The following is a 23,531-nucleotide window of genomic DNA, read 5'->3' on the forward strand; positions in this document are numbered from 1 at the left end:
GCAGCATCACTCCGCCACTAGCCCGCCGCGGCGAAGCAGGCTGAGCAGCAGCAGCGGCAGGAGCGTGGTGATGAGGATGGCGACGAAGGCCATGGCCATGCCGAGCCCCACCGAGCCCTGCTCGAACTGCCGCCAGATGAAGGTGGCGATGGTCTGCATGCCGACGGGCGCCACGACCACGGAAGCAACGAGCTCGCGCGACGCCAGCGCGAAGACGAGCAGCATGGCCGAGGCGAGGCTCGGAAACACCAGCGGCAGCAGGATCCGGCGAAACGCCGTGGCGCCGCTGGCGCCGCTCACCCGCGCGGCGGCCTCCAGGCTGTCGCCGATCTGCTGGAAGGCGGCCACCGTGTAGCGCACCGGCTGCGGCAACAGGATGCAGCAATAGGCGAGCAGCAGGATCAGCCCGGTATTGTAGGGGGTGGCGGGGAGCCAGGGCATGTTCCAGGCAAGGATGAGCCCGACGGCGACGACGATGCCGGGAAGCGCGTTCGGCAGGATGGTCATGATGTCGATGGCGATGCGCCCGCGCATCCGCGTCTTCACGACTGTATAGGCGGCGACGACGCCGATCAGCCCGGTGATGACGGCGGTGCCGATACCGAGCGAGAAGCTGTTGCCGAGCGCTTCCACGGCGCCGGCGCTGTTCGAGAATACCGCCGCGAAATTGTCGAGGCTGAGATTGTCGAAGGCCAGCCCGCCGGAGATCGTCCGCGACAGCGCCGTCATCAGGATCGCCAGCAGCGGCAGCCCGGTGGCGAGGAACGAAACGACCGCAAACGCGATCACGACGAGAACTTTGTAGGCGCCGAGCGGCCGCTTGTCCTTGGCGAGCGGCTTGCCGCTGACCGTCTGGTAGGAACGCCGCGACAGGATCCAGCGCTGCAGCAGGAAAGCCACCAGCGACAGGGTAACGAGCAGGATGGAAAGGATCGCGGCGCCCGGCAGATCGACCGGCCAGTCGGAGATGCGCAGGTCGATACCCGTGACCAGAACCTGGAAGCCGGCGCGGCGGCCAAGCGCTGCCGGCGTGCCGTATTCCTCGATCGCCGCGGCAAAAACCAGCATCAGGCTGGCGACGAGCCCGGGGGCCGAAAGCGGCAGCGTGATCCGCCAGAAGGCGCGCGCCGGGGTCGCCCCGAAGACACGGCCGACATCGGCATAACGCGCACCGACGGCTTCCACCGTGCGCGACACCGCGAAATAGACCACCGGAAAGGTGTTGAAGGCCATGACCATGGTCATGCCGAAGAGCGAGAACAGGAAGGGCGCGAGGTTGAAGCCCGCCAGCTGCTCGAGATAGCCGCGCGGCTGCAGCGTCATGATCCAGCCCAGCGTGGCGATGTAGGGCGGGATCATGAAGGGGACGAGCAAAAGCACGTCCCAGAGCGGCGCCAGCGGAACGCGGTAGAGCGCCCGGATGACGCCGAGCGGCACCGCCACCAGCGCCGAGGCGACGACGACGCAGCCGCCGAGCAGGACGGTATTGCCGGCCATGCCGATCAGCGCGCTGTCGCCGAGCGTGGCGAAGAGCGCCGAGAAAGGGCCCGAAAACGAGCCCTGCCCGAGATCGGGAAAGATGCCCTGCAGGACGATGGCGATGAAGGGAACGGCAACGATGACGCTCAAACCCGCGATGGCGAGCCAGGCGGCCGGTGTCGCGCCGCCGATGCCGTTCGTCTTCATCAACTGGTCCTTACTTGCTGCCGAAGATATCGGCGGTCTGCTTCAGCGTTTCCTTGCGCTTTCCGTAGACGGCGGCGGTGTCGTACTTCAGGAGCTTCAGGTCGCTCATCAGCGGACGGTTGGCCGGGATATCGCTGCGGGCAGGCATCAGCATCTGGGCGGCGACCAGCTTCTGGCCTTCGTCGGACAGCATGTAGTCGATGAACTTCTTGGCCTCGTCCTGGTTCTTCGACCAGTTGAGGATCATGGCCGGACGCGGCGCGATGACGGTGCCGGAAGCCGGGAAGATCACGTCGATGTTCTCGCCCTTTTCCTTGGCGGCGAGCGTGATGTAGTCGACCGCGCCGAAGACGGCGGCCTTGGCGCCCTGCAGAACCGGGTTCAGCGCTTCGGCGTTGGCGCCGGCGATGATCGCGCCGTTATCCTTCAGCTCCTTGAAGAGCTTGAAATCGTCCTGGCCGGCGAGCGCCGCCGTCAGTTCGAAGGACGAGCCCGACTGTGCCGGATCCGGAATGTTGACGAGGTCCTTGTACTCGGGCTTGGCGAGATCGGCCCATTCGGCCGGCTTCGGCGTTTCGCTCTTGGTGTTCCAGGCGATGCCGAGCGCCGAGATGCCCTGTGCGACGGCCGTATCGGTCTTCAGGAAATCGGGAACCTTGGCGGCATTAGGGCTGGTGTAGGAAACGAGCCAGCCGCGCTTGGCGAAATCGGTGGCCGTATCCCAGGAGGCCGAGATCAGCACGTCGACGACAGGGTTCGAGGCTTCGGCCTCGATGCGGGCCATGACCTTGCCGGTCGTTGCCTGGAAGACGTTGACCTTGACGCCGGTCTCCTTGGTGAAGCCGGCCGACAGCTTGTCGATCAGGCTCTGCGGGCCGGCGGTGTAGACGGTGATGTCGGCATGCGCGACGCCGGCCATCAGCGATGCGGCGAAGACGCCGAAAGTGATGCTCTTCAAAGACTTAAACATGTTCAAGATTTTCCCTCTTTGACAAATGAACGCTATTGCCGAACCAGCGGATCTGGTCGGGATCGATCGAAAGGCCGACGGCATCGCCGGCACGAAGCTTGGCGCGGCTCAAGACCTGAAGCTCGACATGCCCGGCGCCGACCAGCGAAACGGTGGCGAGATGCCCGTCGCCGCGGAACTGCGAGCGCAGCACGGTCGCGGCGAGCCGCCCGGGCAGGATCTCGCCGGCGCCGATGGCACCCGTCGGAATGAGAATACGCGGCTTGCCGTCCTGATCATTAGTTGCCGGCATCATCATCACGCCGCTGTCGGCGAAGAACCAATGCCCGTCGCGGTACTCGAGCGCCGCGATGCCGCCCAGCCGCAGGAAGTCGGCGACCTCAGGCGTTGCCGGCCGGTCGATGAGCTCGTCCGGCGAGGCCAGCTGCTCGATCAGCCCGCCGCGCATGACGGCGACGTCGTCGGCCAGCGTCAGCGCCTCGCTGTGATCGTGCGTCACGTAGATCGCGGTCAGCCCCAGCGTGCCGATCAGCTCCGCCAGCTCGCCCACCATGTTCTCGCGCAGCTCGCGGTCGAGATTGGACAGCGGCTCGTCGAACAGGATGAGCTGCGGCTCGGCGACGATGGCGCGGGCGATCGCCACGCGCTGCTGCTGGCCGCCGGACAGGTCGCTCGGGCGGCGATTCGCATAAGCGCCGAGGCCGACGCGCTCCAGCGCCCGCATCGTCCGCTCCTGCCGCGCCGCCTTGCCGACGCCGCGCATTTCGAGCGGAAAGGAAACATTGCCGTCGACAGTCAGGTGCGGCCACAGCGCGTAGTCCTGGAAGACCATGCCGAGATTGCGGCTCTCCGGTGGCGCGAAAACCCCGCTCGCGGCATCCGCCACCACGCGCCCGGCGATCGAGACCGAACCCGCGGTCGGCGCCAGAAGCCCCGCCACCAGCCGCAGAAGCGTGGTCTTGCCGCAGCCCGAGGGGCCGAGGAGCGCCAGGGTTTTGCCGCGTGTCAGGGAAATATCGATGCCGTTCAGGATAGGCGTCGCACCATAGCGCAACTCGACGCCGGACGTCGAAACGGCCGCAGGGGTCTCTGAAGGGCGATCATTCATGGGGAACCGGCATCAATGGAACGTCGATGCCGGTTGCTTATTAACGTTCAGTGACACTCATGTGACATGAGGGCGCCCTATTGCAACCAGTCAGGTACATTAGAAATCCCGCACCTATCGCGTGTATCGGCGCGATACCGTCAGGCATCGCTGCCCGACAATTCCTCGAAGGTGGCGAGACCGCGCTTGACCAGCATCGCATCCGGGCTCGGCATCTTGCCGCGGAACGCCGTGTAGGCGTCCTCGGGGTCGATCGAGCCACCGACGGAGTAAATGTGAACCCGAAGCTTCGTCGCCACCTCGCCATTGAAGGCATCGCCGGTCTCCTCGAAGGCCGAGAAGGCATCGGCATCGAGCACCTCGGACCACATGTAGGAATAATAGCCGGCCGAATAGCCGCCGGAAAAGATGTGCTGGAAATGCGGCGAGGCATGACGCATCACCATCGACTTCGGCATGCCGAGCTCCGCCAACACCGCCGCCTGCACCGCCATCGGGTCCTCGACGGCTTCGCGTGTATGAAAGACCATGTCGACCAGTGCCGAGGAGGTGAACTCCACCGTGTTGAAGCCCGCGTTGAAGCTGCGTGCAGCCAGCACCTTGTCGAGCAGCTCTTGCGGCATCGGCGCGCCGGTCTCGAAATGCACGGCATACTGCTTGAGGATTTCGGGAACCGTCAGCCAGTGCTCATAGAGCTGCGAGGGCAACTCGACGAAATCGCGCGAGACACCGGTACCGGACACGGAGGGATAGGTCACGTTGGATAGCATGCCGTGCAACGCATGGCCGAACTCATGGAACAGCGTGCGTGCGTCGTCCAGTGACAGCAGCGCCGGCTTGCCCTCGGCGGGTTTGGCGAAGTTGCAGACATTGTAGATGATCGGCAGCTCGCCGGTCCGGCCGTTCTTCAGCGGCAGCTTGTGCTGCGACTGGAACGAGCTCATCCACGCACCCGAACGCTTCGACGAGCGGGCGAAGTAATCGCCGAGGAACATCGCCACCAGCCTGTCTTCGCGGTCGCGGATCTCGAAGACGCGGACATCGGGATGATAGGCCGCAACGCCCTTCTTCTCGACCGCATGAACGCCGAACAGCCGGCCCGCCACGTCGAAGCAGGCGTCGATGATCTTTTCCAGCTGCAGATACGGCTTCAGCTCGGCCTCGGAGAAGTTGAACTTCTGCGCCCGGATTTTTTCGGCGTAGTACCGCCAATCCCAGGGCATGACCTCATGGTTCTTGCCTTCCTCGGCAATCAGCTTGGCGATATCGGCTTCCTCTTCACCGGCGCGCTTCACTGCCTTCACCCATACCTTCTTCAGAAGATCGTTCACCGCCTCCGGCGTCTTCGCCATGGTGCTGTCGAGCTTCAACTCTGCGAAGTTACCGTAGCCGAGCAGCTTTGCCACCTCATGACGCAGTGCCAGCGTTTCGCGGATGATGCCGCGATTGTCCGACGGCCCCTCGTTTTCGCCGCGCGCCACCCAAGCCTTGAATGCCTGTTCACGCAGGTCGCGACGCTCCGAGAAAGTCAGGAATGGCTCGATGATCGATCGCGACAGCGTGACCGCAAACTTGCCGTCCTCGCCGCGCTCGCGAGCGGCAGCGGCCATCGCATCCCTGAGGAAATCGGGAAGACCGTTAAGATCCGCCTCTTCCGAGAGGATCAGGGCCCAGGCCTTTTCATCGGCGAGCACGTTCTGCCCGAACTGCGTGCCGAGACCGGCCAGCTTCTCGTTGATACCGGCAAGCTTTTCCTGCTCGGCCTTCTCGAGCTTGGCACCCGATTTCACGAACCCTTTCCAGTGCCGCTCCAGCACCCGCGTCTGCTCCAGCGTCAACCCCAGGCTCTCTCGCTTTTCCCATAGGGCATCGATGCGCGCGAACAGCGCCGCATTCATGCCGATCTTGGAGTAGTGACGCGACATTTTCGGCGAAATATCCCGCTCGAGCGCCTGGATCGTGTCATTGGTATGGGCGCCTGCCCGGTTCCAGAACAGCGACGAGACGCGCGAGAGATCATCGCCGGCGATCTCCAGCGCAACGACGGTGTTCTCGAAGGTCGGCTCGGCGGGATTTCCCGCGATCTCATCGATCTCGCGCTCATGCGCGGCGAGCGCCGCGTCGAAGGCGGGCGCGAAATCGTCGTCTTTCACGGCCTCGAAGCGCGGCAGGCCGTGCAGGCCGCTCCAGTTGACGAGAACCGGGTTCAAATCTGGTGTGAAAGGCATGCGGGGATCCTTTGTGGCGGGCTGCTGAATCGCCAATATAGGGAGGCTTCGGCAGGATTGGTATCGCACCCGCCGACAGCAATGCTGTCGACGACGCAAAAACCTCATCACAAGAAATGATTGATAAGAATTAACTAATCGTTAACGATTGACGTACGTTCGCCACCCGCAGTAGTTTTGCCGGCATATTTTACAATTGGTTTGACATGATGGAAATCCAATCTCTTCGGTCTTCGCCGAATTTCCTTTTTCGAAGAAATTCCGATAATGCTAAATATTCCAAAGACTTCAACGAAACGCTAGATCCTGCCGCGAGCGCGATGGCAGCGTTCCACGTCGAGGATCCGGCGACGGGGGATCTCGACTTCTCGGCGGTGAGCGCAAGCGACCTGCGCAGCTATGCACGTCAAAGCTACGATAGCGGCACCATCGACCAGGACACCTATGCGGCACTTTCCGAACCGCTGCCGATGCGAACGATCGATCCCTCCGGCAACGTTCTCGATCTCTCCGATGTGACGGATAGCACCAGTTTCAATTTTCGCGACTACTATAAGGACCAGCTGCAGATCGCCATGTCGATCGGCGATCCCGAGACGGTCAAGACGCTGAAATCGGTCGTCAGCTTCCTCGACGCCTGATCTCAGGCACGGCGCCAGCCGAGCAGGCCGGGTGTCGCATGAAACAGAGCCTGCGCCGCAAAGCCCATGAAGAGCACGCCCGAGCAGCGGACGATCATCTGCTCGTGCGAGCGATAGAACCGCCGCACGGCCCCGGTCCCGACAATGGCGATCAGGATCATGTCGGCAACGATGAAACCGAGGAACGATACCGCCACCAGGACCGGCAAGGTTTCGAATTGCAACGCGCTCGCCGAGCCCGCGACCAATGCCGTGAATGTTGCCAGCGCCACCGGATAGCCCTTCGGATTGGTAACGCCGAAAATCAGCCCGCGTCGGAACGGCCGCTCAACCGTCACCAGCGCCTGTCCTTCGCCCTTCGGCTTTGCCCGGAAGGCGTTCCAGCCGATCCAGGCCAGATAGAAGCCGCAGAGTAGACCAAGCGCATCGAAGACAAAGGTGCCGATAGTCTTGGCTCCGACGATTGCCACCAATGCCAGCGAGGCCCAGAGCACGTCGCCTACCAGATGCCCGCAGACGAACTGCGCGCCGGCGCGCCGTCCCTGCCCGGCACCGATGCCGAGTAGCGCCAGGAACGCCGGTCCGGGAATGAGCACGTAGAGAAGGGCAGCCAGAAAGGCGCCCGCAAAAAGCGATTGTGTCATCAATGAAACTCCGGAGGTGACTGCTGCAGACTATGCGTTCCCGCAACACCGTCAAGCTGCAAGCGACACCCATCAGATTTTTGAATTGCCGTATCAACCGGCTTCAGCCAGAAGAGAAACCAGCCTTTCCTCTTTCGGCGCCCGTGGTGCCTCTGCTGACCGAGTACTTCACATGCCTCCATTCCGGATGAGCGCACGACGGACGAGCGTGCTCGGCGCCTTGCTTGCCACCATCGGTCCGATCTCGATGTCGATCTATACACCGGCCATGCCGGAACTGGTCAGCGCCTTCCAGACATCGGACTCGGCGATCAAGATGACGCTGTCGCTCTACTTCGCCGGCTTCTCCGTCGCCCAGCTTCTGGCAGGGCCGATGTCGGATGCATTCGGGCGGCGAGCCGCGACGCTTCTCTTCGTCGGCATCTACGTCGTCGGCAGCCTGCTCGCCGCCTTTGCGCCCGGCATCGAATGGCTGCTTGCCGGTCGCCTGATCCAGGGGATTGGAGCCTCTGTCGGCATTACCGTCGCCCGCGCCATCGTCCGCGACCAGTTCACCGGCACCGAGGCCTCTCGCATCATGAACCTGATCGGCATCATGATCGCCATCGGCCCGGCCATTGCGCCGACTGTCGGCGGGCTGGCTCTCGCCGCCTCCGGCTGGCAATCCGTATTTTTCCTGTTGATCGGCTTTGGCCTGCTGATCTCGCTCGCGGTGCTTGTCTTCATGCGCGAAACAAGCGTGCCTGATCGGCGTCGAATTCTGCCGGGAGCACTGCTGTCTGCCTATGGCGAACTTGCAAGAGAAAGCCGCTTCATCTCCGCGTCGCTCGTTCTCGGCGGTTCGATCGGCGCCCTCTATGCGCAGGCAACCTTGCTTCCCTTCATTCTCATCAAGGTGGTCGGCCTGTCGCCGACCGCGTTCGGTCTCGGCATGCTGATGCAGTCCGGTTCCTACTTCCTCGGTTCGGTCTGCCTGCGATCCGCGGCGCCTCGCCTCGGCGGCGACGGCTCGGTGCGTGTCGGCCTCGGCCTTCTAGGCATCGCCGGCGTGATGATCGCACTTTCCGTCCAGTTCGTGACGCCGTCCTATCTCTCGATCATGGGGCCGATCGCCTTTCTCGCCTTCGGCCTGGCCTTCCTGACCCCGCACATGACGACATCGGGCCTCTATCCTTTCCCGCATATCGCGGGCTCGGCTTCGGCGATGATGGGCTTCATCCAGATGGGCGGCGGCTTTGCCGGCGGCGTGGCAGCCTCCATCATAGGCATGCCGCTGATTGCCTTCGGGACCGTGATCCCAATGATGGCGGCGATTTCCATTGCCAGCTATGTTTGGTTCATCCGCGCCTCGCGTCGCGCAGCGACATCAGCACATTCCAACCTGAGCGAATGACAGGGCAGCAATGCCCCGTCCGACAGCCTAGAAACAAACAAGGCCCGCACTAGGCGGGCCTTGAAGAATGCGTAGATCGGTCAGAACCGATTACTTCGTCAGGTTACGCTTGCCGAGCGTGCGCAGGCGCAGCGCGTTGAGCTTGATGAAGCCGGCGGCGTCCTTCTGGTCATAGGCGCCCTGGTCGTCTTCGAAGGTGACCAGCTTGTCGGAGTAGAGCGACTTGTCGCTCTCGCGGCCGATGACCATGACGTTGCCCTTGTAGAGCTTCAGCGTCACTTCGCCCTCGACATGCTCCTGGCTCTTGTCGATCAGCGCCTGCAGCATTTCGCGTTCCGGCGAGAACCAGAAGCCGTAATAGATCAGCTCGGCGTAGCGCGGCATGATCTCGTCCTTGAGGTGGGCGGCACCGCGGTCGAGCGTGATGCTCTCGATCGCGCGGTGAGCAGACAGCAGGATCGTGCCGCCGGGGGTCTCGTAGACGCCGCGCGACTTCATGCCGACATAGCGGTTCTCGACGAGGTCGAGACGGCCGATACCGTTGTCGCGGCCGTAATTGTTGAGCGTTGCGAGCAGCGTCGCCGGGCTCATGCGCACGCCGTTGATCGAGACGGCATCACCCTTCTCGAAGCCGACCTTGATAATGGTGGCCTTGTCGGGTGCGGCTTCCGGCGAGATGGTGCGCATGTGCACGTATTCGGGCGCCTCGACAGCCGGATCTTCCAGAACCTTGCCCTCGGAAGAGGAGTGCAGCAGGTTGGCATCGACGGAGAACGGCGCTTCGCCCTTCTTGTCCTTGGCAACCGGAATCTGGTGGGCTTCGGCAAAGGCGAGCAGGTCGGTACGTGATTTGAACGACCAGTCGCGCCAGGGAGCGATGATCTTGATATCGGGGTTCAGCGCATAGGCCGACAGTTCGAAGCGGACCTGGTCGTTGCCCTTTCCGGTGGCGCCATGCGCGATCGCGTCGGCGCCGGTCTTCTTGGCGATGTCGATCAGGTGCTTGGAGATCAGCGGGCGGGCGATCGAGGTGCCGAGCAGGTAGACGCCTTCATAGACGGCATTGGCGCGGAACATCGGGAAGACGAAATCGCGCACGAACTCTTCGCGCACGTCCTCGATGTAGATCTCCTTGATGCCAAGCATCTCGGCCTTCTTGCGCGCCGGCTCGAGCTCTTCGCCCTGTCCGAGGTCGGCCGTGAAAGTGACGACTTCGGCGCCGAGCTCGGTCTGCAGCCACTTCAGGATGATCGAGGTGTCGAGACCGCCGGAATAGGCGAGGACGACTTTCTTTACGTCTTTGTGCGATGCCATGATGATGATGAGTCCGTTGTGCAAGGAGGTAGCGGCAAAACCGCAAAACCCGGTGTCGCGGGCACTTTTAGCGAGATTGACGCCGGACGCAAGGGGAACGGCACTTGCTTGACGGCTCCCGGCAGGGTTTGACAGCGCTGGGCGGCAACCCATATCTGCTGCGTCCGAATAAAGCGCGAGGAGGCTGTGCCGTGACGAATATCCAAGACATCATCAAGAAATCCAACGTTGCCGTGGTTACCGGCGGCGCCTCCGGCATTGGCCTTGCAGCTGCAAAGCACTTCGCGCAGGCAGGTATGAGCGTCGCCATTGCCGATCTTGGCGGCGACAAGCTCGCTGCCGCAGCCGATGCCCTGAAAGCAATATCCGGCGAAGAGCATGTGATGGCGATCGAAACGGACGTCGCCGACAAAGCCTCGCTCGAAGCTCTCGAACGAGCCGTCATCCAGCGCTTCGGCCGTGTCCATGTGCTGATGAACAATGCCGGCATCGGCCCGGAAACCTCGATCTTCAGCGCCCAGGCAGACTGGGACGCGATTCTCGGCGTGAACCTGATGGGCGTGATCAACGGCACGCGAACCTTCGGCCCGAACATGCTGGCCCATGGCGAACCCGGCCTGATCATCAACACCGGCTCCAAGCAAGGCATCACCACACCGCCCGGCAATCCGGCCTACAACGTCTCCAAAGCGGGCGTGAAAGTCTTCACCGAAGCGCTGCAGCATGAGCTGCGCAACACCGAGGGCTCTAAAATCTCAGCGCACCTGCTGATCCCCGGCTTCGTCTTCACCGGCCTGACCAAGGGCAATCGCACCGAGAAGCCTGCCGGCGCATGGACCCCGGAGCAGACTGTCGACTTCATGATCTCAAGCATCGAGAAGGACGATTTCTACATCCTCTGCCCGGACAACGACGTCGCCCGTCCGGTCGACGAGCGCCGGATGGCCTGGGCAATCGGCGACATCATCGAAAATCGCCCGCCGCTGTCGCGCTGGCACCCTGACTACGCAGACAGGTTCAAGGCGTTCCTCAACGCCAAGGATTGATTGGACATTTTCTGAAAGCCGGATATGAGGACATGCTTTCATATCCGGCTTCAAGAGTGTGCGATGGATTTCCTGCCAAGCTTCCCGACGCTTCTCGCCTTCGCCGCCGCAACCTTGCTGCTTGCCGCCACCCCCGGCCCCGACATGACACTGTCGATCAGCCGTTCGCTGGCACAGGGCAAGAAGGCGGCACTGTTCGTGGTGCTCGGCACCAGCCTGGGTATCGTCGCCCACACCATGCTGGTCGCCTTCGGTATCTCCGCGCTGATCACCGCCTCGCCGACCGCCTTCCTGATCCTGAAGACCGGCGGCGCCGGCTATCTGCTCTGGCTTGCGATCCAGGCCGTCCGCCTCGGCTCCAAACTGTCGATCAAGAAGGTTGAAGAGGTAAAGGCAACGCCGTTTGCCAATATTTCCTCCGGCTTCTGGGTCAATCTGCTGAACCCCAAGGTCATCATCTTCTTCATGACCTTCCTGCCGCAGTTCGTCAGCGCCGGCGATCCGGCGGTCACACACAAGCTGCTTTTCCTTGGACTCTGCTTCATCATTATCGGCATGCCGGTCAACGCCGCCGTCGTCTTCGCGGCCGATTGGCTATCGAGCTGGTTGCAGAAAAACAGGAAGGTGCTGCGCGGGATGGATTACACCTTCGCCGGCGTCTTCTCGGTCTTCGCGGCAAAGATTCTGCTCACGCAGGCACGATAATCTCGAGACAAGACGGCCAGGGTCGCTACGCGACCCTGGGGCACAACCTCATCACCCGATCAGCAGTGCGTCATCGTCCAATGTCTGGCCGCGCATCTTGCGGAACATCTCGATCAGGTCCTCGACTTGAAGATCCTTGCGGTTATCGCCGCTGACATCGAGCACGATCTCGCCGCCATGCAGCATGATCGTGCGGTGACCGTAATCCAGCGCCTGGCGCATGGAATGCGTGACCATAAGTGTCGTCAGCTTGCGCTCGGACACGATCTTCTGCGTCAGGCCCATCACGAATTCCGCCATCCCTGGGTCGAGGGCCGCAGTATGCTCGTCGAGCAGCAGCACTTCGGAGCCGGCAAGCGTCGCCATGACAAGCGAAACCGCCTGCCGCTGTCCGCCGGACAAAAGATCCATGCGATCCTTCATGCGGTTTTCAAGGCCGAGATTGAGCTCCGCGATCCGTTCACGGAAATGCTCGCGGCGTTTCGGGCCGAGCGCGGACCCCAGGCCTCGCCGCTCGCCACGCCGTGCCGCCAGTGCCAGATTCTCCTCGATCGACAAGGCACCGCAGCTGCCCGTCAGCGGATCCTGAAACACGCGGGCAACCAGCCCGGCACGCGCGGCCGTCGATTTGCGCGTCACGTCGGTGTGACCGATCAACACCTGGCCTTCGCTCGCCAGCACGTCGCCGGCCAGCACACCGAGCAAGGTGGATTTGCCGGCACCGTTGGAGCCGATCACCGTGACGAACGAGCCCTCCTCGATGGTCAGGCTGACGCCCCTGAGCGCCTGCTTCTCCAACGGTGTTCCCTTGCCGAAAACGACCTTCACATCCTTGACGCTGATCATGACGAAGCTCCTCCGCGACGCAGGCGTGGCAGAATAAGCGCGACGGTCACGAGAACAGCGGTTACGAAATTGAGATCCGACGCCTGCAAGCCGATCACGTCGCTCGAGAGCGCCAGCTGAATGGCGATGCGGTAAAGGATCGAGCCGATGACGCAGCCGATCAGCGCGATCAACAGCCCACGACGGCCCAGCAGCGTCTCGCCGATGATGACGGCAGCCAAACCGACCACGATCGTGCCGACACCCGAGGTCACATCGGCGAAACCATTGGTCTGTGCGAACAGTGCGCCACCGAGCGCCACCAGCGCGTTGGAGATTGCCATGCCGAGATAGATCTGGCGGTTGGTATCCACGCCCTGGGCGCGGGCCATACGGGCATTCGCCCCGGTCGCGCGCATCGCAAGGCCGGAATCGCTTTCCAGGAAGCGCCAGACGACAATGACGGCAATGACAACAAGGATGCCAACGAACAGCGGCCGCACGTAGAAATCACGCAGGCCATGGCCAAAGAACGGGCTGATCATCGTATCGGCGTTGATCAGCGCCACGTTCGGCTTGCCCATGACGCGCAGGTTCACGGAAAACAGCGCGATCATTGTCAGGATCGAGGCCAACAGATTGAGGATCTTGAAACGGACGTTGAGCATCGCCGTGACCATGCCGGCGGCGGCGCCAGCCGCCATGGCGATCAGCGCCGCCAGCCAGGCATTGACGCCAGCGATGATCAGCACTGCGGTGACGGCGGCGCCGAGGGGAAACGAGCCGTCGACGGTCAGATCCGGAAAATCGAGTACACGGAATGCGAGGTAAACGCCGAGCGCGACAAAGGCATAGACCAGCCCCAGCTCCACGGCTCCCCAGAATGCGATCTGACTCAAGGCTTCTGCCCTTTCTTGTGCTGTTTCCGTGGCCACGCCCCTCCCAACCCTCCCCACAAGGGGGAGGGCTTAACCCAGCCGATCCGCCCTTCCACGATTGGGTCAGGACGAGGCCACGGGTCTTCTCCCCCCTTGTGGGGGAGATGGCCGGCAGGCCAGAGAGGGACTTCATCTCTATGCGATCAGCCGCCCCCGTGCAAACGGGAGCGGCTGATCATTCAGGTCTCTGTGGCGATTGATTTAGTCGATCGTCTTCGTCGCGCGCTTCAGCACGCTTTCCGGGAACGTTACGCCCATCTTGGCGGCGGCACCCTTGTTGATGACGAGATCGCTGCCGGCCGCAACCTTGACCGGGATATCGCCAGGGTTCTCACCCTTGAGGATACGCACGACGATTTCGCCGGTCTGCTTGCCGACGTCGTAGTAGTTGAAGCCGAGAGCGGCGACCGAACCGCGCGAAACGGAATCGGTGTCGGCGGTGAAGAGCGGCAGCTTGGCTTCCTCGGCAACGGCAACCGCACCTTCGAGGGCCGAGATGATCGTGTTGTCGGTGGGCACGTAGATCGCGTCGGCGCGGCCGACGAGCGCGCGGGCGGCACCCTGCACTTCGGCGGACTTGGTGGCAGCAGATTCGACGACCTTCAGGCCGGCCTTTTCAGCCTCGACCTTGAGGACGGCGAGCAGCGATACCGAGTTCGCTTCACCCGAGTTGTAGAGGTAGCCGATCGTCTTGGCGTTCGGCAGGATTTCCTTGATCAGCGCCACATGCTCGGCGACCGGCGACATGTCGGAAAGACCGGTGACGTTGCCGCCCGGCTTGTCCATGTTCTTGACCAGCTGCGCACCAACAGGATCGGACACAGCGGTAAAGACGACGGGGATATCGTGCGTGGAGGAAACGACTGCCTGCGCCGAAGGCGTAGAGATCGGCACGATGACGTTCGGGCCCTCGCCGGCGAACTGGCGAGCGATCTGCGCGGCCGTGGCAGGATTGCCCTGAGCCGACTGGAATTCGAACTTCAGGTTCTCGCCTTCTTTGTAGCCGGCAGCCGTCAGCACATCGAGAACACCCTTGCGGGCGGCGTCGAGCGCCGGATGTTCGACGATCGCCGTCACTGCTACAGTCACGTCTTCAGCCTTGGCAGGCAGGGTAAGGGCAAAGGTTGCCGCAACGGCGGCGAGCAGAACAGAACGCATGGGTATCCTCCAACTATGATTTTGGGCTGCTTTTAGGAAAAGCAGCCCTCGAAATCAATCATTAGAAGAAACTGGACGGATCAAACTTGCTGATCAGTCGCCGGAACTCAATCGTCCGCGCCGTGGTTGGCGATCATCATCGCCTCGAAGGCCAGGCGCTCGGTCTTGCGCATACGCTCGGATTCCGACTTCAGCTGGCCGCAGGCGGCGAGGATGTCGCGGCCGCGTGGCGTACGGATCGGCGAGGCATAGCCGGCAGAATTGATGAAATCGGCGAACTTCTCGATCTGCGCCCAGTCGGAGCACTGGTAGTTGGTGCCCGGCCAGGGGTTGAACGGAATGAGGTTGATCTTCGCCGGCACACCCTTGAGCAGCTGGATCAGCCCCTTGGCGTCCTCCAGGCTGTCGTTGACGTCCTTCAGCATCACATATTCGAAGGTGATGCGCCGGGCGTTCGAGACACCCGGATACTTGCGGCAGGCATCGATCAGCTCCTTGAGCGGATACTTCTTGTTGATCGGCACAAGGATATCGCGCAGGTCGTCGCGCACCGCATGTAGCGAGATCGCCAGCATGACGCCGATCTCGTCGCCAGTGCGAAAGATCTCGGGAACGACGCCCGAGGTCGAGAGCGTGACGCGTCTTTTCGAAAGGGAAAGCCCGTCGCCGTCGGTGGCGATCAAGAGCGCCTGCTTGACGCTGTCGAAATTGTAGAGCGGCTCGCCCATGCCCATCATCACGATGTTCGAAACCTTGCGGCCCTCGGCCGGCATGATCGTGCCCTGCGGCGCTTCGCGATCGGGGAAATCGCCCAGCCGGTCGCGCGCGAGGAGCAGCTGCGACAGAATTTCTTCCGCCGTCAGGTTGCGCACCAGGCGCTGCGTGCCGGTGTGACAGAAGGAACAGGTGAGCGTGCAGCCGACCTGGCTGGAGATGCAGAGCGTACCGCGGCCTTCCTCGGGAATATAGACCGCCTCGATCTCGACCGGACGACCAGCGCCACGCGCCGGGAAGCGCAGCAGCCACTTGCGGGTACCGTCGTTGGAGACCTGCTCCTCGACGATCTCGGGTCTCGCGATGGTGAAGTGCGTCTTCAGCGTCTCGCGCATGTCCTTGGAGATATTGGCCATGTGGTCGAAGTCGGAGACCCCGCGCACATAGATCCAGTTCCAAAGCTGCGCCACGCGCATCTTGATCTGCTTTTCCGGCACGCCCTTTTCGCGCAGCGCAGCACCCATCTCCTCGCGGGTGAGGCCGATCAGCGATGGCTTCGGCAGGGCTTCGCCACGCATCGGCGTGCCGGCGGGCGTAAGAACGGTCATCGCATCCATAACGGACATAGGTTTAATCCCGAATTCAACATGCGATCCTCCCGATAGTCCAAATGACTGGCGGGCAGAGATGGCATGAAGGCAGAAATTGAATGCGGAGTTTGCCGGCCAAGCCGCGATCTATCCGCTGTTGTGCGCGCCTTTAGCATCATTTTCGCCGCGCGTCACTATAGATGGAAACGACAAAGGCCGGCGCAAGGCCGGCCTTTGAAAATCATCAGCACCTGGGCAGGCCTTACTTGCAGCTTTCGATCTGCTTCAGCGAAGCCGAAATACCGGCCAGCGAATAGCTGTAGGAGGTCGCCGTGCCCTTACGCGAGGTTGCGTTGACCGTCATCGAATGACCGCTCTTCATGGCCGCCACAAGCGCCGGCTCCTGTGCCGCGTTTTCAACCCAGCCAGCCTTGTCCTTGGTGAACATGACGAAGGTCTTGTTGTCGATCACGACATTGATCTTCGAAGCGTCCTTAACCGTGTAGCCCATCATGGCCTGTGGCTCATACGAGATGTTCTGGCCGGGGCGCTGCGAAACGATGAAGAAGTTGTCGCCATGGTCGATACCGGCCGGCTTCTTCTCGGTCGGTACGGAGAGGACGTAGCAAACGGTGCTGGCGCCCGACTTGTAGGAGTAAGCCCCCCAAGCCTGGAACTGCTGGATGCGGGTCGGCGCGGAAGAAGCGGCGGCAGCCGGTTGCTGCGCTGTCTGTGCTGCTGCAGCGGGCTTCTTTGCTTGAGCGGATGCGATGCCGGCGCCGGCGAGAACGAGGGAAAGGGCGAGTGTGATACTTCTTACAAACATGGATATCCTGCCGGTTCTTGCGATTCGAGCCCGAAGCGAGCGGGCGGCGCATAATCACGATCTGCTTTATTTTGACTTAATTCAGGTTACCAAAGCGTCAACGCAGACCGCAAGAAGTGCCTGCCTGTGTCATTTCCGCTCAAGTGTCAATGCCGGGTGCTGGAGCTTCACCCGTGGCGACTTGCTGCCACGAGCGTTGGAGACCGTCGCCACGAGTGAATTTAAGACATAAAGATTCAGGCAAGAGTTTGACGTTTCAAAAAACCGATGTAGGTCATTAAGCGTTGGAAATCCGTTGAGGAATTCGGTGAGCCAGGGGGCTTGAGACGGAATATGGATGCCGAGGAGAAACAGCGCTTCGCCGCCCTTGCACGGGCTGTCGCGGAACGCCGCGATCAGCAGGCATTCACCGTCCTGTTCGATTACTTCGCGCCCCGCCTCAAATCTTGGTTACTGCGCCAGAAGATGGCGAGCGGCGAGGCGGAGGAACTGGTGCAGGAGGTCATGATCGTCCTCTGGCACAAGGCAGATCTCTATGATTCGGCGCGATCATCACTCTCGACCTGGCTTTTCCGGATTGCGCGCAACCGCCGCATCGATCTTCAGCGCCGGGCGCGTGCTCGCGTCCTCGACGAAACGGATCCGGCGCTGCAGCCGCCTGCGGAGATTGGGGCAGATGAGATCGTGGCCAACGATAGCCGCGACGCTTATGTACGCGCCGCGGTCGGGCAACTGCCGGAAGAGCAGCGCGAGATGCTGCGGGCGGCCTTCTTTCTGGGGCAATCCCATTCCGAAATCGCCGAAGCGACGGGTTTGCCGCTCGGAACGGTGAAATCGCGCATCCGGCTGGCCTTCGGCAAGCTCAGGAAGGTTCTCGAGGCCGAAGGCAGCTGACGCGTGCGGCGACTAGATTGTTTTCATGCCCGGCGGGCCATCGGCCAGCGCACGGTCCGCAGCGTCATAGTGCCGTGGCTTGATATGCTTGCTGACCATCGCGATCGCGGCCGACATCACGGCAACATCGTCTGAAAAGCCGATGACGGCAAACACGTCGGGGATCATGTCGATCGGCATCACGAAATAGGCAAGCGCGGCGAGGAGAACACCACGCACCTTGGTCGGCGTCTGAGGATCGAGCGCACAATAAAACGCAGCAACGACATCGCGCGAAAACGGGATCTGCCGCACGGCCTTCTTGAACGTCACCCAGAACTTCTTGCGCACGGTCTGCTCGCGCCGGTTCTGCGTGTCTTCATCGCCCGGCAATAGGATTTCACCGAATTTGACGTCGTCCATCCCGATACGTCCTCTCTTTCAGGCGCAGATATGGTGGTCTTTACGCTCCGATTCAATTGCCGCGACGTGCGCGGGCTTCGTCCATGGCGGCTGCGAGCTTGAAATCGAGTTCGGTCAAACCGCCAGCGTCATGGGTGTTGAGCTTCACCTCGACGCGCGAATAGACATTGAACCACTCGGGATGGTGGTTGAGCTTTTCGGCGACGAGAGCGGCCTCGGTCATGAAGCCGAAGGCCTCGACGAAGCTCGAAAACTTGAAGGTTTTGGAGATCGCGGCAGCTCCCTCGCCGAGAGCCCAGCCCTCGAGTTTGGCCAATTCGCTATCGATGGCCTGGCGTTCCAGTTTTTCCCGTTTCATGCGATGGTCCCTCCTCTTTCCGCTTTGGGTCTCTTATGAAACGCATCAGCATCCTGTTTGTTTGCATGGGCAACATTTGCCGTTCGCCGCTCGCCGAAGGCATCTTCACGCATCTGGCGGCAGAGGCAGGTCTTTCCGAGCACTTCGCCGTCGATTCAGCTGGCACCGGCGGCTGGCATGAAGGCGAACCGCCGGATCACCGCTCCATCGCAATCGCAAGAAAGTATTGCGTCAACATATCGGCCCAGCGCGCGCGTCGGATCAGGAAAGCTGATTTCAGCGCGTTTGACATGATCCTTGCGATGGATAGGGACAACGTGGCCGCCCTTCTTCGCTCGCGCCTTCAGCCGACAATATCCGGCTGTTCGGTGATGCAGCAGGGACCGGCGAGGATATCCCCGATCCCTATTATGGCGACAATAGCGACTTCGAGCTGGTCTATGCCAGGCTCTTGACCGGCTGCAGGAAGCTGCTTGCCGCGTTTGGTGCCGACAACGCCTCATGAAGCGGGAAAATTTCTTCCGTCAGATATGGCCCACCGCCCACCGAGTCTCGTGACGAAAGAAGCACGAAGCGCGGAACGGTGAAGGTCGATGTCTGGAAGTTGCCGCGACCGGCAAGATAGTGCACGACGTCATCTACGCGAGACGCCTTGAGCCGCGCCAACGTGACATGTGGCATGAACTTGCGTGGATCCGGCGGCAGCCCGATGCGTTGGCAGATCCGCTCGATTTCCGCCTGGAGCGCATACATCTCCGGCGACGGCGTCACGCCAGCCCAGATCGAATGCGGCTTCTTTGATCCGAAAGAACCGATGCCTTCGAGCCGGATCTGGAATTCGGGCCGATCGATGCGATCGAGACGATCAACGATTTCGTCTGCCGTGCGTCCGTCAACATCGCCGATGAACCGCAAAGTGATGTGATAATTCTCAACATCGATCCATCTGGCACCAGGCAGACCGCCGCGCAGCAATGAGAGGCTCATCGCCGCATTACGCGGAATTTCGAGGGCGGTAAAAAGTCTCGGCATAACGAGCACTCCCCGAATCTTTTGCAGGTGCTCACACGGAATCACGCATTGCGCACCTGCGCAAGTCCCTAATTCTTCACAGTAGAAATCGTTCCAATGAATTGCGTGATAGCCGGCTCCATCTTCTCGACCATGACATCGACGCCCTTGCTGTTCGGGTGCATTCCATCCTCCAGCTTCAGCCCGGCGTCCAGCACGATCCCGTCGAGAAAGAAAGGATATAGAGCAACACCATGTTTTTGCGAGAGTTTCTGGTAGATCGGATTGAAGCGCGCCGCGTAGTCGCCGCCCATGTTCGGTGGCGCCATCATTCCAGCGAGAAGAACCGCGATCCCGCGTCCCTTTAGCCGGGCAATCATTTCATCGAGGTTCTTTTCGCTTTGCTCAGGCGGGATGCCGCGCAACGCATCGTTGGCACCGAGCTCCAGTATCACGCCATCCGTACCGTCCGGAACCGACCAATCGATTCGCGCCAGACCGCCCGTCGTGGTGTCTCCAGACACGCCGGCATTGGCGATTTCGACGTCGATCCCCTTCGCTTTCAGCGCGGCCTGCAGCTTCTCGGGAAAGCCATCGCCGGGAGGAAGTTGGTATCCAGCCATCAGGCTATCGCCGAATCCGACGAGCCTGATCGTTTTTGCATCAGCGGCCACACAAAACAGCAGAGACGCAACAATGACGGCGATGTGAAGGCCGGCAGCTTTAAAACTCATTCCGCTTTCCCTAGATTGGCAGGACGATCGGCATCTATATAGGGCAATAAACGTTGGCAAAAACCATCATCGAGCTGAAGCGTGCCGATTTGACGCTTGGCAGCGCAGCAGCCTCGGTCCATGTGCTGAAGGGCATCGACCTGACAATCCAGGCTGGCGAATCCGTCGGCATCGTAGGGCCTTCCGGTTCCGGCAAATCGACCTTGCTGATGGTCTTGGCCGGGCTGGAACGGCTCGACAGCGGCGAGATCAATATCAGCGACACGCCGCTACACGCGCTGAGCGAGGATCAGGTCGCCGATTTTCGCGGCCGAAACATCGGCATCGTCTTTCAGTCGTTTCACCTGATCGCCAACATGACCGCGCTTGAAAATGTCGCGGTCCCCCTCGAACTCGCCAATGTTCAAAATCCCTTCGAGATTGCCCGCCGCGAACTGAAAGCCGTCGGCCTCGGGGATCGTCTGAACCATTATCCTGGCCAGTTGTCGGGTGGCGAGCAGCAACGCGTTGCGATCGCCCGGGCACTCGCACCCTCGCCAGCTCTCCTGATCGCCGACGAGCCGACCGGCAATCTGGATGCCGATACCGGTCGCCAGATCGCAGACCTGCTGTTTTCAAAGCAGACCGAGCGAGGAATGACCTTGTTGCTGGTCACACACGATGCCTCCCTTGCGCGGCGCTGCATGCGCCAGATACGCGTGCGCTCCGGTCAGATCGAAGGCGACGACGCCGCCGTGCGCAACGAGGCGGCAATTGCATGAGGCTTGTCACTCCGCGTGCTTCCCTCGCCTTCCGGCTGGCGCTCCGCGAGCTACGCGGGGGCCTTAAAGGCTTTTACATCTTCCTTGCCTGCATCGCGCTGGGGACCGCGGCGATCGCCGCCGTCAACTCCGTCTCGCAGTCCATCACCGACACGATCTCGACGCGTGGCCAGGAGTTGTTGGCCGCCGACGTACGTTTCGAGCTCAATAACCGAGAAGCGACAGAGCAGGAAATAGGATTCCTGCAGGGCCTTGGAAAAGTTTCCATATCATCGGGGCTGCGATCCATGGCACGCAAGCCCGACGGCAGCGACCAGGCCCTCGTCGAGGTCAAGGCTGTAGACGGTGCCTACCCGCTCTATGGCACCTTCGAATCCGAGCCTAACTATTCGCTCCCTCGGCTTCTTGCCGACCAAAGCGGCACCTACGGCGCCGTCGCCGCGCCTTTGCTGCTGGAACGCCTCGGCCTCTCCGTCGGGGATGAAATCCTGCTTGGCAACGTCATTCTCAACATCACCGGAACAGTGAAGACCGAACCGGACTCCATTTCGGAAGGCTTCGGCTTCGCGCCACGACTGCTCGTCAGTCGGGAGGCGTTGAAAGCCTCGGGCCTTATCCAGACGGGAAGCCTTGTCGAGAATGTCTATAAGATACGCCTGGACAACCCGAGCGACACGCCGACGATTACCGACAAAGCCACCAAGGAATTCCCCTCTGCCGGCTGGTCGATCCGAACCAGCGACCGGGCCGCGCCGTCGCTGACCGATAATGTCGAGCGATTTTCGCAGTTCCTGACGCTGGTTGGCCTGACCGCACTGATCGTCGGCGGCGTAGGCGTCGCGAATGCGGTGCGCGCCTTCCTGGATTCCAAGCGGACCACGATCGCAACGTTCAAATGCCTTGGCGCCCCGGCGTCCACCGTTGTTCTGATCTATCTTTTTCAGATCGGCCTGATCGCGCTCGCAGGCATCGTCGCCGGCTTGGTGGTCGGGGCACTGGCCCCGATGTTGGCGGCGCAGTTCCTGGCGCGGTTTCTCCCGGTTTCGACCGAACCGACGCTCTATCCCGTGGCTCTCTCGCTGGCGGTCCTGTTTGGCATCCTGACCACGCTTGCCTTTGCAATCATGCCGCTCGGACACGCCCGCGAGGTTCCGGCAACGGCCCTTTTCCGCGAGCAGGGTTTCGAGGCCCGCAAACTCCCGTCGTGGCCTTACATCCTGCTGGCTGCTGCGTTCCTTGCGGCTCTTGCCGGTCTGGCGATCGTAACAGCGTATGATCGCTTCATCGCCGTTGTCTTTATCGGCGCCATCGCGTTCGCCTTCGTGGTGCTGCGCCTGGTGGCCGCCGGCATCGCATGGCTGGCGCGTCGGAGCCCCCGCGTGAATTCGCCTGCCCTTCGGCTGGCAATCGGCAACATTCATCGGCCCGGTGCATTGACGCCATCGGTCGTGCTTTCGCTCGGCCTGGGACTCGCCCTGCTCGTCACGCTTACACTGATCGATAGCAACATGCGCCGGCAATTGACCGGGCGCATGGCCGATGGCGCACCCAACTTCTTCTTCGTCGACATCCAGGGCTCCGAAGTCGAGAATTTCCGAAATCTGGTCAAAACCACGGCCCCGGAGGGGAAACTTGTCGAAGTCCCGATGCTGCGCGGTCGCATCCTTGCGTTCAATGGCGAAGACGTCGCCAAACGGAAAGTCCCGCCCGCGGGGCAATGGGTCCTGCGCGGCGATCGCGGCATCACCTATGCGGAAACCCTGCCGGAGAACGCCTCTCTGACGGAAGGCACCTGGTGGCCGAAAGACTATACCGGTGAGCCGCTGGTATCCTTCTCAAACGAGGAAGCCAAGGAACTGGGCCTGAAGATCGGCGACACGGTGACGGTCAACGTGCTTGGCCGCAACATCACCGCGCGGATAGCCAACCTGCGCAAGGTCGAGTGGGAATCCCTGTCGATCAATTTCGTTATGGTCTTCTCGCCGAATACCTTCCGGGGTGCTCCGCACGCCTGGCTCGCGACGCTGACCGACCCGTCGGCGACCGCGCCCGAGGAGGCGGCGATCCTTAAATCCGTCACCAATACCTATCCGACCATCACCAGCGTCCGCGTGAAGGACGCGATCGATATCATCAACACGCTGGTCGCTCAGCTTGCGACCGCCATCCGCGCCGCCGCATCGGTGGCCCTGATCGCCTCGGTGCTGGTTCTCGCCGGAGCGCTCGCCGCTGGAAACCGTGCGCGCACCCACGACGCCGTCGTGCTCAAAACCCTTGGCGCGACGCGAAGGATGCTGATCCGCGCCTTTTGCTACGAATATCTGATGCTTGGCGCCGCGACGGCGGTTTTCGCGCTCCTCGCCGGCGGTGTCGCCGCCTGGTACATTCTCTCCCGCATCATGCACATACCGTCGCACTTCCTGCCCGGCGTTGCCGGCGTCACACTGATTACCGCGCTGATCCTCACCGTCGGCATCGGTCTGGTTGGCACCTGGCGCATCCTCGGCCAGAAGGCAGCACCCGTTTTGCGCGAGCTGTGACTTGAAGATGAAGAGAAATTCGCTTCACCTTACTGCGATTTAACC

Annotated in this window: 22 protein-coding genes and 1 pseudogene; 8 read left to right on the forward strand and 15 right to left on the reverse strand. The window is 61.7% G+C overall.

Going from position 1 to position 23,531, the window contains the following annotated elements:
• Nucleotides 1-6: 6 nt before the first annotated feature.
• The 4 genes from A6U87_RS27495 to A6U87_RS27510 all read right to left on the reverse strand — a co-directional run bounded on the left by A6U87_RS27495 (nt 7) and on the right by A6U87_RS27510 (nt 5,992).
• On the reverse strand, nt 7-1,686 hold the full coding sequence (locus A6U87_RS27495) for an iron ABC transporter permease (RefSeq protein WP_065694494.1): 1,680 nt from the start codon (nt 1,684-1,686) through the stop codon (nt 7-9).
• Between the two features lie 10 nt (nt 1,687-1,696).
• Entirely contained in the window at nt 1,697-2,656 is a 960-nt protein-coding gene (locus A6U87_RS27500) for an ABC transporter substrate-binding protein (RefSeq protein WP_065694495.1), read from the reverse strand.
• Entirely contained in the window at nt 2,649-3,764 is a 1,116-nt protein-coding gene (locus tag A6U87_RS27505) for an ABC transporter ATP-binding protein (protein ID WP_065694496.1), read from the reverse strand. Before A6U87_RS27505 ends, A6U87_RS27500 begins: the two co-directional genes overlap by 8 nt.
• A gap of 140 nt (nt 3,765-3,904) precedes the next feature.
• Nucleotides 3,905-5,992, reverse strand: a complete 2,088-nt coding sequence (locus A6U87_RS27510) for a M3 family metallopeptidase (protein WP_065694602.1) — start codon at nt 5,990-5,992, stop codon at nt 3,905-3,907.
• A gap of 209 nt (nt 5,993-6,201) precedes the next feature.
• Between A6U87_RS27510 and A6U87_RS27515 the strand changes: the two genes are divergently transcribed.
• The gene (locus A6U87_RS27515) at nt 6,202-6,633 is read left to right on the forward strand and encodes a hypothetical protein (RefSeq protein ID WP_065694603.1); all 432 of its coding nucleotides are present in this window, start codon (nt 6,202-6,204) and stop codon (nt 6,631-6,633) included.
• 2 nt (nt 6,634-6,635) lie between these two features.
• On the opposite strand, the gene A6U87_RS27520 is transcribed toward A6U87_RS27515, so the two are convergent.
• Entirely contained in the window at nt 6,636-7,277 is a 642-nt protein-coding gene (locus A6U87_RS27520) for a LysE family translocator (RefSeq protein ID WP_065694497.1), read from the reverse strand.
• Between the two features lie 172 nt (nt 7,278-7,449).
• On the opposite strand from A6U87_RS27520, the gene A6U87_RS27525 reads away from it, so the two are divergent.
• A complete protein-coding gene (locus A6U87_RS27525; protein WP_065694498.1) occupies nt 7,450-8,670 on the forward strand; it encodes a multidrug effflux MFS transporter in 1,221 nt (406 codons plus the stop codon).
• Nucleotides 8,671-8,760: 90 nt separating this feature from the next.
• Here the strand turns inward: A6U87_RS27525 and A6U87_RS27530 are convergent, their stop codons facing one another.
• Complete coding sequence (locus A6U87_RS27530; protein ID WP_065694604.1) at nt 8,761-9,984, reverse strand: argininosuccinate synthase; 1,224 nt, start codon at nt 9,982-9,984, stop codon at nt 8,761-8,763.
• 191 nt (nt 9,985-10,175) lie between these two features.
• Between A6U87_RS27530 and A6U87_RS27535 the strand changes: the two genes are divergently transcribed.
• Together A6U87_RS27535 and A6U87_RS27540 are read left to right on the forward strand one after the other, a co-directional pair.
• The gene (locus tag A6U87_RS27535; RefSeq protein WP_065694605.1) at nt 10,176-11,030 is read left to right on the forward strand and encodes an SDR family NAD(P)-dependent oxidoreductase; all 855 of its coding nucleotides are present in this window, start codon (nt 10,176-10,178) and stop codon (nt 11,028-11,030) included.
• A 63-nt stretch (nt 11,031-11,093) separates the two neighbouring features.
• A complete protein-coding gene (locus A6U87_RS27540) occupies nt 11,094-11,735 on the forward strand; it encodes a LysE family translocator (RefSeq protein ID WP_065694499.1) in 642 nt (213 codons plus the stop codon).
• A gap of 51 nt (nt 11,736-11,786) precedes the next feature.
• Here the strand turns inward: A6U87_RS27540 and A6U87_RS27545 are convergent, their stop codons facing one another.
• From A6U87_RS27545 to A6U87_RS27565, 5 genes are all read right to left on the reverse strand, one after another.
• Nucleotides 11,787-12,581, reverse strand: a complete 795-nt coding sequence (locus A6U87_RS27545) for an ABC transporter ATP-binding protein (protein WP_065694500.1) — start codon at nt 12,579-12,581, stop codon at nt 11,787-11,789.
• The gene (locus tag A6U87_RS27550) at nt 12,578-13,459 is read right to left on the reverse strand and encodes an ABC transporter permease (protein ID WP_065694501.1); all 882 of its coding nucleotides are present in this window, start codon (nt 13,457-13,459) and stop codon (nt 12,578-12,580) included. The genes A6U87_RS27545 and A6U87_RS27550 overlap by 4 nt, the downstream gene beginning before the upstream one ends.
• 240 nt (nt 13,460-13,699) lie before the next feature.
• Nucleotides 13,700-14,656 (reverse strand): ABC transporter substrate-binding protein, encoded by a 957-nt coding sequence (locus tag A6U87_RS27555; RefSeq protein ID WP_065694502.1) that lies wholly within the window; start codon nt 14,654-14,656, stop codon nt 13,700-13,702.
• Nucleotides 14,657-14,763: 107 nt separating this feature from the next.
• The gene (gene rlmN / locus A6U87_RS27560; RefSeq protein ID WP_244499581.1) at nt 14,764-15,987 is read right to left on the reverse strand and encodes a 23S rRNA (adenine(2503)-C(2))-methyltransferase RlmN; all 1,224 of its coding nucleotides are present in this window, start codon (nt 15,985-15,987) and stop codon (nt 14,764-14,766) included.
• Nucleotides 15,988-16,222: 235 nt separating this feature from the next.
• A complete protein-coding gene (locus A6U87_RS27565; RefSeq protein ID WP_065694504.1) occupies nt 16,223-16,786 on the reverse strand; it encodes an invasion associated locus B family protein in 564 nt (187 codons plus the stop codon).
• Between the two features lie 333 nt (nt 16,787-17,119).
• On the opposite strand from A6U87_RS27565, the gene A6U87_RS27570 reads away from it, so the two are divergent.
• The gene (locus A6U87_RS27570; protein ID WP_065694505.1) at nt 17,120-17,680 is read left to right on the forward strand and encodes a sigma-70 family RNA polymerase sigma factor; all 561 of its coding nucleotides are present in this window, start codon (nt 17,120-17,122) and stop codon (nt 17,678-17,680) included.
• A 12-nt stretch (nt 17,681-17,692) separates the two neighbouring features.
• Here A6U87_RS27570 and A6U87_RS27575 read toward each other — a convergent pair whose 3' ends face one another.
• Nucleotides 17,693-18,082: a YkvA family protein gene (locus A6U87_RS27575; RefSeq protein ID WP_065694506.1), complete on the reverse strand. Its 390-nt coding sequence runs from the start codon at nt 18,080-18,082 to the stop codon at nt 17,693-17,695.
• Nucleotides 18,083-18,134: 52 nt separating this feature from the next.
• Entirely contained in the window at nt 18,135-18,440 is a 306-nt protein-coding gene (locus A6U87_RS27580; protein WP_065694507.1) for a 4a-hydroxytetrahydrobiopterin dehydratase, read from the reverse strand.
• A gap of 35 nt (nt 18,441-18,475) precedes the next feature.
• Between A6U87_RS27580 and A6U87_RS27585 the strand changes: the two are divergent.
• A pseudogene (locus A6U87_RS27585) lies at nt 18,476-18,945 on the forward strand (low molecular weight protein-tyrosine-phosphatase).
• Here the strand turns inward: A6U87_RS27585 and thpR are convergent.
• Both thpR and A6U87_RS27595 read right to left on the reverse strand, forming a co-directional pair.
• Nucleotides 18,879-19,472 carry an RNA 2',3'-cyclic phosphodiesterase gene (thpR, locus tag A6U87_RS27590; protein ID WP_065694508.1) on the reverse strand — a complete coding sequence of 198 codons (594 nt, stop codon included), beginning with the start codon at nt 19,470-19,472 and terminating at the stop codon, nt 18,879-18,881. The pseudogene A6U87_RS27585 and the gene thpR overlap by 67 nt on opposite strands.
• A 68-nt stretch (nt 19,473-19,540) precedes the next feature.
• A complete protein-coding gene (locus A6U87_RS27595) occupies nt 19,541-20,185 on the reverse strand; it encodes an arylesterase (protein WP_065694509.1) in 645 nt (214 codons plus the stop codon).
• A 53-nt stretch (nt 20,186-20,238) separates the two neighbouring features.
• Here A6U87_RS27595 and A6U87_RS27600 point away from each other — a divergent pair, with 53 nt between their 5' ends.
• Nucleotides 20,239-20,946: an ABC transporter ATP-binding protein gene (locus A6U87_RS27600; protein ID WP_065694510.1), complete on the forward strand. Its 708-nt coding sequence runs from the start codon at nt 20,239-20,241 to the stop codon at nt 20,944-20,946.
• On the forward strand, nt 20,943-23,486 hold the full coding sequence (locus A6U87_RS27605; protein ID WP_065694511.1) for an ABC transporter permease: 2,544 nt from the start codon (nt 20,943-20,945) through the stop codon (nt 23,484-23,486). Before A6U87_RS27600 ends, A6U87_RS27605 begins: the two co-directional genes overlap by 4 nt.
• Nucleotides 23,487-23,531: the final 45 nt, after the last annotated feature.

Source organism: Rhizobium sp. AC44/96, assembly GCF_001692185.1.
Lineage (GTDB): Bacteria > Pseudomonadota > Alphaproteobacteria > Rhizobiales > Rhizobiaceae > Rhizobium.

Bases quoted from the DNA above. Each gene is read 5' to 3' on its own strand.
- A6U87_RS27495 (WP_065694494.1), bottom strand. From the start codon at position 1,686: ATGAAGACGAACGGCATCGGCGGCGCGACACCGGCCGCCTGGCTCGCC.
- A6U87_RS27500 (WP_065694495.1), bottom strand. From the start codon at position 2,656: ATGTTTAAGTCTTTGAAGAGCATCACTTTCGGCGTCTTCGCCGCATCG.
- A6U87_RS27505 (WP_065694496.1), bottom strand. From the start codon at position 3,764: ATGAATGATCGCCCTTCAGAGACCCCTGCGGCCGTTTCGACGTCCGGC.
- A6U87_RS27510 (WP_065694602.1), bottom strand. From the start codon at position 5,992: ATGCCTTTCACACCAGATTTGAACCCGGTTCTCGTCAACTGGAGCGGC.
- A6U87_RS27515 (WP_065694603.1), top strand. From the start codon at position 6,202: ATGGAAATCCAATCTCTTCGGTCTTCGCCGAATTTCCTTTTTCGAAGA.
- A6U87_RS27520 (WP_065694497.1), bottom strand. From the start codon at position 7,277: ATGACACAATCGCTTTTTGCGGGCGCCTTTCTGGCTGCCCTTCTCTAC.
- A6U87_RS27525 (WP_065694498.1), top strand. From the start codon at position 7,450: ATGCCTCCATTCCGGATGAGCGCACGACGGACGAGCGTGCTCGGCGCC.
- A6U87_RS27530 (WP_065694604.1), bottom strand. From the start codon at position 9,984: ATGGCATCGCACAAAGACGTAAAGAAAGTCGTCCTCGCCTATTCCGGC.
- A6U87_RS27540 (WP_065694499.1), top strand. From the start codon at position 11,094: ATGGATTTCCTGCCAAGCTTCCCGACGCTTCTCGCCTTCGCCGCCGCA.
- A6U87_RS27545 (WP_065694500.1), bottom strand. From the start codon at position 12,581: ATGATCAGCGTCAAGGATGTGAAGGTCGTTTTCGGCAAGGGAACACCG.
- A6U87_RS27555 (WP_065694502.1), bottom strand. From the start codon at position 14,656: ATGCGTTCTGTTCTGCTCGCCGCCGTTGCGGCAACCTTTGCCCTTACC.
- rlmN (WP_244499581.1), bottom strand. From the start codon at position 15,987: ATGGATGCGATGACCGTTCTTACGCCCGCCGGCACGCCGATGCGTGGC.
- A6U87_RS27565 (WP_065694504.1), bottom strand. From the start codon at position 16,786: ATGTTTGTAAGAAGTATCACACTCGCCCTTTCCCTCGTTCTCGCCGGC.
- A6U87_RS27570 (WP_065694505.1), top strand. From the start codon at position 17,120: ATGGATGCCGAGGAGAAACAGCGCTTCGCCGCCCTTGCACGGGCTGTC.
- A6U87_RS27575 (WP_065694506.1), bottom strand. From the start codon at position 18,082: ATGGACGACGTCAAATTCGGTGAAATCCTATTGCCGGGCGATGAAGAC.
- A6U87_RS27580 (WP_065694507.1), bottom strand. From the start codon at position 18,440: ATGAAACGGGAAAAACTGGAACGCCAGGCCATCGATAGCGAATTGGCC.
- thpR (WP_065694508.1), bottom strand. From the start codon at position 19,472: ATGCCGAGACTTTTTACCGCCCTCGAAATTCCGCGTAATGCGGCGATG.
- A6U87_RS27595 (WP_065694509.1), bottom strand. From the start codon at position 20,185: ATGAGTTTTAAAGCTGCCGGCCTTCACATCGCCGTCATTGTTGCGTCT.
- A6U87_RS27605 (WP_065694511.1), top strand. From the start codon at position 20,943: ATGAGGCTTGTCACTCCGCGTGCTTCCCTCGCCTTCCGGCTGGCGCTC.